This is a genomic window from Actinospineispora eucalypti, assembly GCF_039543365.1.
GTDB lineage: Bacteria > Actinomycetota > Actinomycetes > Mycobacteriales > Pseudonocardiaceae > Pseudonocardia > Pseudonocardia eucalypti.
The window spans coordinates 23,169-35,791 of the sequence record NZ_BAABJP010000021.1; the positions used below are offsets into that span (position 1 = coordinate 23,169).

The following is a 12,623-nucleotide window of genomic DNA, read 5'->3' on the forward strand; positions in this document are numbered from 1 at the left end:
GTCGTTAGCCTACCTTAGGACACTTTGCCTGATCGTAGTGGAACAGCGGACTGTAGCGGTACAGACCGATCTATGCCCCACCGGTGGTTGATTGTGCCCTGTCAACCGCCCCGCCGGGATACCGCGAGCCAAATCAGCAGCCCGCCGGCCAACGCCGCCGAGCCGGCCACCAGGCCGCCGGCGGCCACCACCCCGCCGCCGGTGCCGACCAGACCGATCACCACCGCGAACGGCACGAACACCAGCCAGGACACGGTGCTCACCGCCGAAGCCACCCCGGCGCGCACCCGGGACGGCACCGCGTCGTGCAACAGCCGGTTCACGTGGATGCCGGTGACCACCACCAGGAGCGCCAACGCGGTCTGCGCGGCGACCGCCGGCACCGGCCCGACCGGCAGTGCGAGCACCGCGCCCGCCCCGGCCATCGCCGCCGCGGTGGTGGCGGCGGCCACCGGGCGGTGCAGCCTCAACCGGCCGGCGAGCAGCCCGCCCAGCCCGAGCGTGGAGGTCAACCCGGCCCAGTACGGCCCGTACCAGACCGCCGGCACGGCCAGCGCCACCAACCACAGCGGCCCGAACTCCAGCAGCACCTGCACGAGCAGCGCGGTGAGCACGGCCAGCGTGACCACCGGCAACAACCGCCGGTGTAGCGACCGGTAGCCGATCACCAGGTGGGCGCTCAGTGGAACCTCGGCCCCGGTTTTGTGTAGCCGCGGTTCCCGGAAACGCAGGTAGACCACCATGGCGGCGATCCCGAACGGAATGGTGAGGAAATAGGTGGCGCGTGTGTCCAGTGCGCTGGCCAGCCACCCGCCGGCCAGCGCACTGGACACCAGGCCCAGGCTCTCGGCCAGCCGGATCCGGCCCATCTCCCGCTCGAACCGCTCGCCCGAACCGGTCTCCTCGCGCACCGCGTCGTACACGGCGGCCTCCGTGGTGCCCGAGTACATGGCGAAGAACCCGCCGAGTGCCAGCGCGCTCAACAGGTATCCCGGCACGTCGGTGGCCAGCCCGCCGAGCAGCGCGCTGACCGTGAGCGCACCGGTGGCCAGCAGCAGCACCCCGCGCCGGCTCCAACGGTCGGCCAGCACCCCGGACGGCACCTCGAGCAGCGGCACCACGGCCGCGTACGCGGCGGACACGAACCCGATGTCGGCGGCGTCGAACCCGATCTCGGTCTCGAACAGCTTCTCCACCGGCACCCAGAAGCCCACACTCTGCAGGAACCCGCCCAACCACAACGGCCACAACCGACGGCGCAGCAAACCGTTCCGACTGTCCAGCAACATGCCGGTACCGAGTCGCCAACCCTCTCGGGCGTTACACGGGTTCTCCCGCGCCCCGCTTTGGCTCTGCGTGGAGATATGCAACGCCCGACAGGCCGCCACACACGTCCCCTGCGGCACACACGTCGCGTGAGGGTTACGTCATGGGGATTTGATCTGGATGGAATCCCCACCATGCATCCCTCATGAAACGCATGTGACTTGGCGACGCCCGTGAGTGTCACGTTTGCCTCGTCTGTCACGGAATTCCCGAAAGGGCCACCGGGTGGGCACCGGTAGCCCACGCTGTACTGGGTGATCGGTGGACCGTTCCGGGGGAGCGAGGCGCGAGCGCGCGGGTTGGTGACGGCCGACGAGCTGCGCGGACCGCGCTTCCGTCGGCTGTTCCCGGACCTGTACCTGCCGGCGGACCGCGAGCCCGACTTGGTGACCCGCTCGCGTGCGGCGTTTCTGCTGGTAGAGCGGATGGGTGGCGTACTGTCCGGATATTCCGCGGCGGCCCTGCTGAATGCGGACTGCGCACCGCTCGACCCGCCCGCTGAAGTGATCGTTCCGAGGCCGGCGCGGCCACACCCCGGTCTGCGCATCACTCGCGGAAACCTCCCCGAGCGCGACGTGACGATCCGGAGGGACTGCCGGGTGACCAGCCCGGAACGCACCGCGTGGGACCTGGCCCGGCGTCTCCCGCTCATCGAGGCGGCTGTCGCCATGGATGCCCTGGCGCACGGTCGAACATTTCGCCCAAGCGATCTGCTCGCCCGGAAGAAGGCGCAACCGAACGCCCGGGGGTCAGCCCGGCTCGGCATCGTGATCGAACTGTCCGACCCGCGAGCGGAGTCGCCGATGGAGACCCGGCCGCGCCTCGGCCTGGTGCGCGCCGGGTTGCCGAAACCACACGTCCAGTACCAAGTCTGTGACGCGCACGATCACGTGATCGCCCGGGTCGACCTTGCCTATCCCGCCGCCAAACTGGCCCTGGAGTACGACGGCGAGGTGCACGACGATCCACTAGTGCGGGAGCGCGACCGGCTGCGCGACCACGATCTGGGCGATCTCGGCTGGCGGGTGGTGCACCTGCGCGGGCAGGACGTCCTGCACACCATGGCGCACACCGCGGCGCGGGTGCGTGCGTGGCTGGCGCGGCGTTCCGGCCCGTCCGAGGGCTCGCGCCAACCGGCCCGAGGGTGCTGAAGTGACTGAATCAGGGTGCTGAAGTGACTGAATCAGAGTGCTGAAGTGACTGAATCAGGGTGGGGGGTGGGCGCGGAAGGCGGATAGGAGGGTTTGGCGGGCGTCTTCCGGGAGGTGGTCGGGGGGGAGGTCGCCCAGTGCGGTGGCGGTGGCGCGGATCTGGGCCAGGTACTCGCCGCAGCCGTCGCACAGGGCCAGGTGGTCGACCACCCGGCGTTCGGTCGGCGGGTCCAGCGCGCCGTCCAGGAAGTCGGTGACCAGCTCCACGAGCTGGTTGCAGTCAAGCTCGGTCATCGAAGTACGCCTCCAGCCGCCCTCGAACGTACCCGCGTGCCCGGTGCAGCAGCACTCGCTGGTTGGCCGCCGAGATGTCCAGGATGGCGCACACCTCGTCGGCCGGATACCCGGCCACGTCCCGCAGGGTGATCACCACCCGTTGCCGTTCGGGCAGCTCGGCCAACGCCTGCTCCAGGCGTGATCGCAGTTCGCCGGCCACCGCGCGGTGCTCCGGCCAGGTGGACGGGAGTGCCCGCCAGTGGCCCGGGTAGGGCTCGTCCGGCCCCTGGAAACGGTCCGGGTCGACGGTGGGGCCGTCGTCCGGGTCCGATGGCGCCAGTGCGCTCATCGGAACGGCGCGCGCCTCCCGGGCAGCCCGGCGGCGCGCGGTGTTCACCAGGATCCGGTAGACCCAGGTCTTCAGGGCGGCCCGGCCCTCGAACCGGTCGATGTTCTCGATCACCGCCAGCCAGGTGTCCTGTACGACCTCGGCGGCCGACTCCCGGGTGGACACCAACGAGCGGGCCAGCCGGAGCATCCCGGCCGACCACTCGTCCAGTATCAGCACGAACGCCGACTCGTCCCGCTCGCGCAGCCGCGCGACCAGCTCGTCGTCGGCCAACACGCGGGTGAGCGTAGCCGTCACACCGCGAACCGGGCATCCAGCGCGCGCGACCCCGGGCCGGCCCAGAGCAGATAGAGCATGGCGACCAGCATCGTCGGCGCGACGCCGAGGTGGAACCAGCCACCCACCCGCACACCGGCGGTGAGGATGGCGCCGGCCATCACGACGGCCAGGCCGAGCGCGGCCAGCCGGGTCCCCGCCCCGGCGATCAGCATGAGCCCGGCGACCACCTCCAGCAGCCCGACCAGGTAGACGATCAGGCTGGAGTCCGGGAACCCGTAGAGGATGAACTCGGACAGTTCGAACTCGTGCATGGTGAACTTCAGGATCCCGAAGAACACGAAGAAGATCCCGGAGAACACCCGCAACGCCGCCGTTGCGGCGGCCGCGCGCCCGGTGACCCGATTGGCGAAGAACGTGTGCATGGTTCCTCCAAAGCGGTAGCTGTTGGAGGTACCGAGTCACGCCGCCGCCCGGCGTTACATGATCAGCCGAGCAGGGCCTGGATCGGGCCGACCGCGAAGTAGGCCACGAAGGCGGCCGCGACCACCCACATCAGCGGGTGCACCTCGCGCGCCCGCCCGGTGACCGCGCGCAGCAGCACGTAGGAGATGAAACCGGCGCCGATGCCGTTGGCGATGGAGTAGGTGAACGGCATGACCACGATGGTCAGAAATGCCGGCAGGGCAAGGGAGAAGTCGGTGAAGTCGATCTCGGTGATCTGCCGCATCATCAGCGCGCCCACCACCACCAGGGCCGGCGCGGCCGCCTCTACCGGCACCACCTCGTACAGCGGGGTGAAGAACATCGCGGCCAGGAAGAGCAGGCCGGTGACCACGTTGGCCAGCCCGGTGCGCGCGCCCTCGGCGATGCCGGACGCCGACTCGATGTACACCGTGTTGGAGGAGCTGGACGCGGCGCCGCCGGCCACCGCGCCGACGCCCTCCACGAACAGCGCGCGCCCGACGCGCGGCAGCTGCCCGTCCTGGTCCAGCAGCTTGCCCTGCTGGCCCAGGCCGGTCATGGTGCCCATGGCGTCGAAGAAGTTGGCCAGCACCAGGGTGAACACCAGCAGCGTCACGGTCAGCGCGGGCAGCCGGGTGAACGCGCCCAGCGAGACGTCGCCGACCAGGGAGAGGTCGGGCAGCCCGATGATCTGCTCGGGCAGCGCCGGGTAGCCCAGGTTCCAGCCCTTCGGGTTGGTGCCCTGGGACGGGCCGACCTTGGCGATCGCCTCCACGACGATCGCCAGCACGGTGGACCCCGCGACGCCGATCAGGATCGCCGCCCGCACGTTCCGGGCCACCAGCAGCCCGGTGAACAGCAGGCCGACCACGAACACCAGGGTCGGCCAGGACGCGATGGACCCGCCGATGCCCAGGCCGACCGGGACGGTGGTGTTGGCGGCGTCCGGCAGCCGCCGCACGAACCCGGCGTCCACCAGGCCGATGAACGCGATGAACAGCCCGATGCCCACCGCGATGGCCGCCTTCAACGCCGCCGGCACGGCGTTGAACACCGCCGTGCGGAACCCGGTGGCCACCAGCAGCACGATGATCAGGCCGTCGATCACCACCAGGCCCATGGCCTCCGGCCAGCTCATCTGCGGGGCGATGGTCACCGCGACCAGGGTGTTGATGCCCAGCCCGGTGGCGATGGCGAACGGGTACTTGGCGATCACCCCGAACAGCAGGGTCATCACGCCGGCCACCAGCGCGGTCACCGCCGCGACCTGGGGCACCGGCAGGATGGCGCCGAGGGCGTCCCGGTGCGCGCTGGGCGCATCGGCGGAGAAGCTGCCGATGATCAGCGGGTTCAGCACCACGATGTAGGACATCGTGACGAAGGTGACCAACCCGCCGCGCAGCTCCCGACCCACCGTGGAGCCGCGCTCGGAGATGCCGAAATACCGGTCCACGGCAGACATGGGCAGTCCCCCTCGCCACTCGAATGGCGCCACATTACCCAGCGGTAGACAAACACCGGGACCGAACACGGCGAGGTGATCAGCCGCATCAACCCAGCGGCATCGATCGACATCATCGCTACTGCCCTTACCGGCGAGTAGAACGTCAGTGGTGATGATGTCGATCTTGGTCAACCGTCACTCGGCGCGCCAGTGCGATGCGGATGTTCTCTACGGTGCGCGCCAGACCGGTGGTCGCCTGGCGCTTGTCCAGGCGCATCGTGTGCCAGCCGTAACGCGCGAGCTCGTTGTCGCGGCGCAGGTCACGGGCGCGGGCTCGGGCGTCGAAGTGCACCTCGCCGTCGTATTCGATGGCCAGTTTCGCCGCCGGGTAGGCCAGGTCCACCCGGGCGATCGGGTTCCAGTTCCGGTCCAGGATCTCGTACTGCACCTCGGGTGCCGGCAGTCCCGCGTGCCTCAGCGCCAGCCGTAGGCGAGTCTCCATCGGTGACTCGGCGAGCGGGTTGGCCAGGGCAACCACCTCATCCAACCGGCCGCACCCAGCCGCGCCCGGCCGCTGCGCACGCAGGGTCAGCAGGTCGGCCGGCCGGAAGCCGCGCGGATCGAACCGGTCTGGGTAGGTCAGCGCGTCGACCGCTACCACCGCCTCAACCAGCGGCAGCCGTCGCGCCAAATCCCACCCGGTGCGCCTGGGCGAGGTGACCCGACACCCGTCCGCCGTCACGATTTCCAGCACGTCCGGCCGCTGGTAACCGACCGACAAACCCGGATGGGCGCGCAGGAACCGAGGCACCAACACCTCGGCCGGGACGTCCCGGGGCGCGCAGTCCGCGCCGAGCAGTGCGGCGGCCGAGTAGCCGGCGAGCATCCCGCCCCGGTCCCTCACCAGCAGGAACGCCGCGCGGGACCGGATCTTGAGGGTGGGTTCGAGGTCGGCGGGGAGATAGACGTCGGGGAAGATCCGGCGGTAGCGCCGGCCGTACATCTGGCGGTGGCTGAGCAGGCCGGCGGCCAGCGCCTCGCTGCCTCGGAACGGGCCGTCCAACACCGGCCCAGCCTCCCGCCCCGGGCCGCCGGGTGTGGCCGGAATCGTTGGATTCGCCGCTCAAGTAAAGATCGACATCATCGCTACTGCCCTTACCGGCGAGTAGAACGTCAGTGGTGATGATGTCGATCAGTTAGTTTGCCGGCACGTAGTCGTTGGTGAAGGTCTTGGACACGTCGATCTTGGCGTTGGCGATCTCCGGGGTGAACTGGCGCAGCACGCCGTACACCGCCTCGGCGCCCTCGGGGGAGATCCGGCCGTCCGGGGAGAACGCGGACTTGGCCGCCTCGATCGCCTGGGCGTAGATCGCCGCGTCGCCGGCCGAGTACTCCGGCGGCATCTTCGCGGCCACCTCGGCGCCGGAGTGGGAGTGGATGAAGTCCAGTGCGCGCTTGATCGCCCGGGCCAGCTTGCGCGCGGTTTCCGGGTTGTCCGTCAGCCAGGACGAGCCGGAGTACAGCGCCGACGCCGGGTAGCTGGTCACGCCGAGGTCGCGTTGGACGCCGTCCAGGGTGCGGGTGTCGGACAGCACCTTCACGTTCTGCCCGCCGATCCGCTTGACCAGCGTGGAGTAGGCGGGATCCAGCATCACCGCCGCGTCCACCTGGCCGTTCTCCATCGCGGCCACCGCGCTGGCGTCCCCGCCGATCGCCTGCGGTGCCGCGTCGGTGGCCGCGAGGCCGTGCCGGACCAGCATGTTCTTCAGGAAGAAGTCGGTGGACGAGCCGGGTGAGGTGACGCCCACCTTGGCGCCCTTGAGGTCGGCGAAGGAGTTGATCGGCTTGCTGGCCTTGGGCGAGACCGCGAACACGAACGACGGGTAGCGCAGCATGCCCACGAACGCGGTGGTCGGCCGGTTCTTCGCCTGCATCTGGATGGTGTGGTCGTAGTAGCCGCTCACCACGTCCACGCTTCCGCCCTGCAACGCCTGCAGCGCCTTGGCGCCGCTGCCCAGGTCCTCCAGCCGGACGTTCAGGCCCTCCTCGCGGTAGTAGCCGAGCCGGTCGGCCAGCGTGGTGGGCATGAACACCAGCAGAGGCTGCCCGCCGATGCCCAGCCGGACCTCGCCCCCGCCCGAGCCGGAGCCGCCACCCGCGCAGCCGGCCGCCAGCGCGAGCGCGGCCGCCACGCCGGCGATTGCCAGTTTTCTGAGCCCCATCACGCCCTCCAACGCAGCAGATACCGTTCCACCCGGTGCACCCCGACGTCGATCAACAGCACCACCGCGGAGAGCACGACCATGCCGGCGAACACCGCCGTGGTGTCGAACACGCCCTCCGCCTGCGAGATCAGGAACCCGATGCCCTCCGAAGAGCCCAGGTACTCCCCGACCACCGCGCCCACGATGGCAAAGCCGACGCTCACGTGCAGGCTGGAGAAGATCCAGCTCAGGGCGCTGGGCAGGAACACGTGCCGGAGCAGTTGTCCCTCCTTGGCGCCCAGCATCCGGGCATTGTCCACCAGCACCCGGTTCACCTCGCGGATCCCGGAGTAGGTGTTGAAGAAGACGATGAAGAACACCAGCGTGAAGCCGAACGCCACCTTCGACCAGATGCCCAGCCCGAACCAGAGCAGGAAGATCGGCGCCAGCACCACCCGGGGCAGCGCGTTCAACATCTTGATGTAGGGATCCAGGATCTCCGCCAGCAGCGGCGCGCGGGCCAGCAGGAAGCCCACGCCGAGCCCGGCGGCGGCGCCGATCAGCAGCGCCAGCATGGCCTCTTCCAGGGTGATCCAGAGGTGCCGGAAGATGTCCCCCTCGGTCAGCCAGGTGACGATCTGCCCGGCGATCGCGGTCGGCCGGCTGAAGAAGAACGGGTCCAGCACGCCGCTGGCGGCGCCCAGCTCCCAGCCGGCCAGCACGACCACGCCGACCGCCACCTGCGCGGCCCGGACAGTGATCTGGCGCTTAGTCGTCGAGGTGCGCTTGCGGGTTGGCGCGCTCATAGCTGGTCATCACCTCCGAGCGCAGGTCGGCCCAGATGCTGGCGTAGATCTCGGTGAACGCCGGCTGGGTGCGGATGTTGAGCAGGTCGCGGGGGCGGTCCAGGGTCACCTCGTAGCGGCCGACCGGGTGGCTGCCGGGGCCGGCGGCGAGCACCACCACCTCGTCGGAGAGCGCGATCGCCTCGTCCAGGTCGTGGGTCACGAACAGCACCGTCTTGCCGGACCCGGTCCACAGCTGGAGCAGCTCGTTCTCCATGATCTGCCGGGTCTGCACGTCCAGCGCGCCGAACGGCTCGTCCATCAACAGGATGTCAGGGTCCACGATCCAGGTCTGCGCGACCGAGGTGCGCCGCCGCATGCCGCCGGAGAGCTGGTGCGGGTAGGACCGCTCGAACCCGGTCAGCCCGACGCGCTTGATCCAGTCGCGGGCACGCTCGTGGCGTTCCTCGGTGGGGACCCCGCGCAGCTGCAGGCCGAGCGCGACGTTGTCCAGGACGGTCTTCCAGGGCAGCAGGCCGTCCTGCTGGAACAGGTAACCGGCGCGTGCGTTGCGGCCGCGCAGCGGTTGGCCGTCGATGAGCACCTGGCCGGTGGACGGCTCGATCAGCCCGGCGACCGCGTTGAGCAGCGTGGACTTGCCGCAGCCCGTGGGGCCGACCACCGAGACGAACCGCCCCGCCGGCACGTTCATCCGCACATCGCGGATCGCGGTGTACGGCTCACCGCCGTTGGTTGCCGGATAGGAAATCGATATCCCGTCGAGCGTTATCTCGGCCATTTCATCACCCCCTCGCCGTAATGGGTATCAGGTTAAAGGCGCTTCGCCAACCGTTTGGGCGCACACGGTTGCCGCTTCCGGCACACGTAACGGCGTTTCTCTGCCGGAAGTGGCAAGTGGTTCCGGACTTGCGCCGCACTCTCTCAGTTCGGCGGCGTCGGGTCGTAGGCTGGGCGGGTGCAGGATCCGCCGCCTCCGCCGCGCCGACTCACCGAGATGACCTGGGTGGTCGGGGCCTGCACCGGCCTGTGGTTCCTGGCCTGGTTCGCGCTGCTCTGCGCGCATTTTTTCATCGGTCGGCCGCTGGACATCTGGTTCGGCACCACGCTGGTCGGCTGGCTGCTCGGCCTGCTCGGCTACGCCGTCTTCCGCGCCCAACGCGCCGCCGCCCGCCGGGGCGATCGAACCGCCCAACGCGGCCTGGACTGATCCGGCGTCCAGGCGAACGCCGGATCTCGTGCGCCCTTTTGTATAGCTTGACAGTCATATGAGTAGAGGGTTAAGTGTTATGCGTGGATGTGTTCCAGGCGGTGGCGGATCCGGTGCGGCGGGAACTGGTCGAGGTGTTGGCCGGCGGTGAGCGCAGCGCGGGTGAGCTGGCCGAACACGCCGCGAACCGGTTCGGGCTGACCCAGCCGGGCACGTCGAAGCACCTGCGCGCGCTGCGCGACGCCGGAGTGGTGGCCAGCCGGGTGGACGGCAAGCGGCGGGTCTACCGCCTGCGCCCGGCCCGGGTGCGCGAGCTCGCGGATTGGGCCGAGCGGATGACCCGGTTCTGGGACGCGCGGCTGGACGCGCTGGGTGCGGCGCTGGAACGGGAGACGGGAGACCCGCGGTGATCGAACACGCAGTGATCAAACACAGGGGCACGATGGTCGCGCCGCGCGACGGCGCGGACGGCCTGGTCGAGCTGAGCCGGCGGTTCGACGCGCCGCCCGAGCGGGTCTGGGCGCACTGGACCGACCCGGAGCGGATGGCCGCCTGGCTGGGTCCCGTGGAGGGCACCCCGGGGCCGGGCGCGGAGTTCGTGCTGCGCATGGAACCGGAGGCGAGCGCCACCTGCACGGTCACCGCCTGGGACCCGCCGGTGCTGCTCGAGCTGGTCTGGCACTACACCGGCGAGCCGCCGACCACGGTGCGGGTGGAGCTGGCGCCGGACGCCGGCGGCACCCTGCTGCGGCTGCGCCACGAGCGCACCGACCTGCCACTGGACTACCTGGCCGGCTGGCACGCCGAACTGGACCTGCTGGCCGCCGAACTGGCCGGCCGGCCGCACCCGGACTTCCACGCCCGGTACGCCGAACTGCGGAAACTCTATGGCGAGGGATCATGACCGACACCGACATGTCGTGGACGCACGAGCTGAAGAGCATCACCCTGCTCGCCGACGACGACACCCCGCCGCTGTACGCGCCGGGCGCCAGCGAGGAGTACCGGGCCGCGCGGCGGGCGCTGAGCGAGGCGGAGATGGCGCTGCGTGACCACGTGGAGCAGGTCGCCGCGCTGCGCCGGGCGCTCCCGCCCGGCCCCGCGTTGCCCGAGTACCGGTTCACCGAGGGCTCGCCCCACGACGTCACCCTGGCCGAGCTGTTCGGCGAGCACCGCGAGCTGGTCGTCTACCACCTGATGTTCCACCCCGACGACGACGCCGCGTGCGCGCAGTGCTCGCTGTGGGTGGACGGCCTGCACGGGGTGCGCAAGCACATCACCCGGCGGGCAGCCCTGGCCGTGGTGGCGGTGGCGCCGGTCGAGAAGCTGCGCGGGTTGGCCCGCCGGCGGGGCTGGCACGGGTTGCGCCTGGTCTCGGCGCACGGCGGGGCGTTCGCCACCGACCTGGGTATCCAGGGTTCGCGGGGCGGGCTGTGGCCGGCGGTCAGCGTGTTCACCAGGGATGATGGCGGGGTGGTGCGGCACAGCTACACGCAGAGCTCGAACTTCCCGGACGGCCGGGAGCGCGGCATGGACCAGATCGCCCCGGTGTGGCACGTGTTCGACCTGCTCCCCTCCGGGCGCGGCGACTTCTACCCGGACAACACCTACCCGCTGGCGCACTGATGTTGCGGACCGCCCTGGTGCTGCTCGCGGTGCTCGCGCTGGCGGTCGGTGCGCTGTGGCTGGGCCAGCGGAAGCTGATCTACCTGCCGGCCGGGGAGCCGGGGCCGGTGTCCGCCGCCGGGCCGACCGCGCGCGAGGTCACCCTGCGCACCGAGGACGGCCTGAACCTGCGCGCGTGGTCGGTCGGCCCGACCGGTGCGGACCTGGGGGTGCACGTGCTGTTCGCCCCGGGCAACGCCGGGAACCGGGGGCACCGGGCGATCCTGGCCCGGCGGCTGGCCGCGCTCGGCTGCACCGTTCTGCTGCTGGACTATCGCGGCTTCGGCGGCAATCCCGGCAGCCCCTCGGAAGCCGGCCTGGCCGCCGATGCCCGAGCCGCCCGTTCCTACCTGCTGGAACACGCCGGCGGACCCGGCGGGCCGGGTCGGCTGATCTACTTCGGGGAGAGCCTGGGTGCGGCCGTGGTCACCGGGTTGGCCGAGACGCACCCGCCGGCCGGGTTGCTGCTGCGCTCGCCGTTCACCGACCTGGCCTCGGTGGCGGCTCGGCACTACCCGTTCCTGCCGGTGCGGGGGATGCTGTGGGACCGGTTCGACGTGCTGGGCCGGATCCGCTCGGTGCGCGCGCCGACCGTGGTGGTCTACGGCGGCGCGGACCGGGTGGTTCCGCCGGAACAGAGCCGCGCGGTGGCTTCGGCGGCGCCGGGCCTGCTGCGCGCGGTCGGGGTTCCCGGTGCGGACCACAACGATGACGATCTGCTGGACGGCCAGGAGATCATCTCAGCGGTCCGGGATCTGGCGACGGGCTAGCGCCAGTCACGGCCCAGGCAGTCCTGCGGGCCGCCCTTGGCGCCGATGTTGTACGAGTCGATGCGTTCCTTGGCGTTGCCGTGGTCGTTCGGGTTGGTCCAGGGAGTGTCGTCCGCGACCGCGGTGAGGCCCTGGCCCAGCTTCTGCGAGTCGCCGGTCTCCCAGGTGATCCAGCCCTGCTTGGCCGCCCCGGCCAGCGCGGCGCCGGCCAGGCAGTCGGCCTGCAGCTCCTCCGCGCGGGAGACCAGCTTGCGGCTGAGCCGGTTCTGCACCGCGTGCCCCCACTCGTGCGCGATGATCAGGTAGATCCAGGGGTTGCCGATCTTGTCGTAACCGCTGGCCATCAGCTTCTCGTCCCAGGCCAGGAAGTCACCGGGCGGGCAGTAGGCGGCGTTGAACGGCACCGACGCCTGGCCGCCGCAGGACGGGCCGTTGTTGCCGTTGTACGGGCCGATCACCCGGGGCGAGCGGTACGGCTTGCGGAACTCCTGCTCGAAGTACATCCGCCAGAACCGGTCGACCACGCTCACCGCGGAGCGCTCGTCGTCCACCATGGTGGCCGGCAGCGGCCGGGTGATTTCCGATGCTTCGGCGGTCGGCGTCCTCGGTGCCAGCCCCAACACCCCCACCAGTAGCGCGCACACCGTCAGTACCAGCGGAAGGCGTCGAGAAGCCGTCATGCCC

At 70.5% G+C, this 12,623-nt stretch carries 16 protein-coding genes; 6 read left to right on the top strand and 10 right to left on the bottom strand.

Going from position 1 to position 12,623, the window contains the following annotated elements; all coding sequences use genetic code 11:
* Positions 1–101 precede the first annotated feature (101 nt).
* A complete protein-coding gene (locus tag ABEB12_RS21855) occupies positions 102–1,289 on the bottom strand; it encodes an MFS transporter (RefSeq protein ID WP_185063646.1) in 1,188 nt (395 codons plus the stop codon).
* A gap of 339 nt (positions 1,290–1,628) precedes the next feature.
* Between ABEB12_RS21855 and ABEB12_RS21860 the strand changes: the two genes are divergently transcribed.
* Entirely contained in the window at positions 1,629–2,477 is an 849-nt protein-coding gene (locus tag ABEB12_RS21860) for a DUF559 domain-containing protein (RefSeq protein WP_185063647.1), read from the top strand.
* Positions 2,478–2,531: 54 nt separating this feature from the next.
* Here the strand turns inward: ABEB12_RS21860 and ABEB12_RS21865 are convergent, their stop codons facing one another.
* The 8 genes from ABEB12_RS21865 to ABEB12_RS21900 all read right to left on the bottom strand — a co-directional run bounded on the left by ABEB12_RS21865 (position 2,532) and on the right by ABEB12_RS21900 (position 9,075).
* Positions 2,532–2,771 (bottom strand): zf-HC2 domain-containing protein, encoded by a 240-nt coding sequence (locus ABEB12_RS21865; RefSeq protein ID WP_185063648.1) that lies wholly within the window; start codon positions 2,769–2,771, stop codon positions 2,532–2,534.
* Positions 2,758–3,378, bottom strand: a complete 621-nt coding sequence (locus ABEB12_RS21870) for an RNA polymerase sigma factor (RefSeq protein WP_345703029.1) — start codon at positions 3,376–3,378, stop codon at positions 2,758–2,760. The genes ABEB12_RS21865 and ABEB12_RS21870 overlap by 14 nt, the downstream gene beginning before the upstream one ends.
* 17 nt (positions 3,379–3,395) lie before the next feature.
* Positions 3,396–3,803 carry a DoxX family membrane protein gene (locus ABEB12_RS21875; protein ID WP_185063650.1) on the bottom strand — a complete coding sequence of 136 codons (408 nt, stop codon included), beginning with the start codon at positions 3,801–3,803 and terminating at the stop codon, positions 3,396–3,398.
* A gap of 62 nt (positions 3,804–3,865) precedes the next feature.
* Positions 3,866–5,305 carry a solute carrier family 23 protein gene (locus ABEB12_RS21880; RefSeq protein ID WP_185063651.1) on the bottom strand — a complete coding sequence of 480 codons (1,440 nt, stop codon included), beginning with the start codon at positions 5,303–5,305 and terminating at the stop codon, positions 3,866–3,868.
* A gap of 145 nt (positions 5,306–5,450) precedes the next feature.
* Entirely contained in the window at positions 5,451–6,353 is a 903-nt protein-coding gene (locus tag ABEB12_RS21885; protein ID WP_185063652.1) for a DUF559 domain-containing protein, read from the bottom strand.
* Between the two features lie 130 nt (positions 6,354–6,483).
* Positions 6,484–7,509 (bottom strand): ABC transporter substrate-binding protein, encoded by a 1,026-nt coding sequence (locus tag ABEB12_RS21890; RefSeq protein WP_185063653.1) that lies wholly within the window; start codon positions 7,507–7,509, stop codon positions 6,484–6,486.
* Positions 7,509–8,297 (bottom strand): ABC transporter permease subunit, encoded by a 789-nt coding sequence (locus ABEB12_RS21895; RefSeq protein ID WP_185063654.1) that lies wholly within the window; start codon positions 8,295–8,297, stop codon positions 7,509–7,511. Before ABEB12_RS21895 ends, ABEB12_RS21890 begins: the two co-directional genes overlap by 1 nt.
* Complete coding sequence (locus ABEB12_RS21900) at positions 8,260–9,075, bottom strand: ATP-binding cassette domain-containing protein (protein ID WP_185063655.1); 816 nt, start codon at positions 9,073–9,075, stop codon at positions 8,260–8,262. The genes ABEB12_RS21895 and ABEB12_RS21900 overlap by 38 nt, the downstream gene beginning before the upstream one ends.
* Before the next feature lie 177 nt (positions 9,076–9,252).
* Between ABEB12_RS21900 and ABEB12_RS21905 the strand changes: the two genes are divergently transcribed.
* From ABEB12_RS21905 to ABEB12_RS21925, 5 genes are all read left to right on the top strand, one after another.
* Positions 9,253–9,504: a DUF2530 domain-containing protein gene (locus ABEB12_RS21905; RefSeq protein ID WP_345703030.1), complete on the top strand. Its 252-nt coding sequence runs from the start codon at positions 9,253–9,255 to the stop codon at positions 9,502–9,504.
* 83 nt (positions 9,505–9,587) lie between these two features.
* Positions 9,588–9,914, top strand: a complete 327-nt coding sequence (locus tag ABEB12_RS21910; protein ID WP_345703031.1) for an ArsR/SmtB family transcription factor — start codon at positions 9,588–9,590, stop codon at positions 9,912–9,914.
* The gene (locus tag ABEB12_RS21915; RefSeq protein WP_185063657.1) at positions 9,911–10,408 is read left to right on the top strand and encodes an SRPBCC domain-containing protein; all 498 of its coding nucleotides are present in this window, start codon (positions 9,911–9,913) and stop codon (positions 10,406–10,408) included. Before ABEB12_RS21910 ends, ABEB12_RS21915 begins: the two co-directional genes overlap by 4 nt.
* Positions 10,405–11,130, top strand: a complete 726-nt coding sequence (locus tag ABEB12_RS21920; protein ID WP_345703032.1) for a DUF899 family protein — start codon at positions 10,405–10,407, stop codon at positions 11,128–11,130. The genes ABEB12_RS21915 and ABEB12_RS21920 overlap by 4 nt, the downstream gene beginning before the upstream one ends.
* Positions 11,130–11,939, top strand: a complete 810-nt coding sequence (locus tag ABEB12_RS21925; protein WP_185063658.1) for an alpha/beta fold hydrolase — start codon at positions 11,130–11,132, stop codon at positions 11,937–11,939. The genes ABEB12_RS21920 and ABEB12_RS21925 overlap by 1 nt, the downstream gene beginning before the upstream one ends.
* Here ABEB12_RS21925 and ABEB12_RS21930 read toward each other — a convergent pair.
* Positions 11,936–12,619 carry a neutral zinc metallopeptidase gene (locus ABEB12_RS21930; RefSeq protein WP_185063659.1) on the bottom strand — a complete coding sequence of 228 codons (684 nt, stop codon included), beginning with the start codon at positions 12,617–12,619 and terminating at the stop codon, positions 11,936–11,938. The two genes, ABEB12_RS21925 and ABEB12_RS21930, sit on opposite strands and share 4 nt — an antisense overlap.
* Positions 12,620–12,623: the final 4 nt, after the last annotated feature.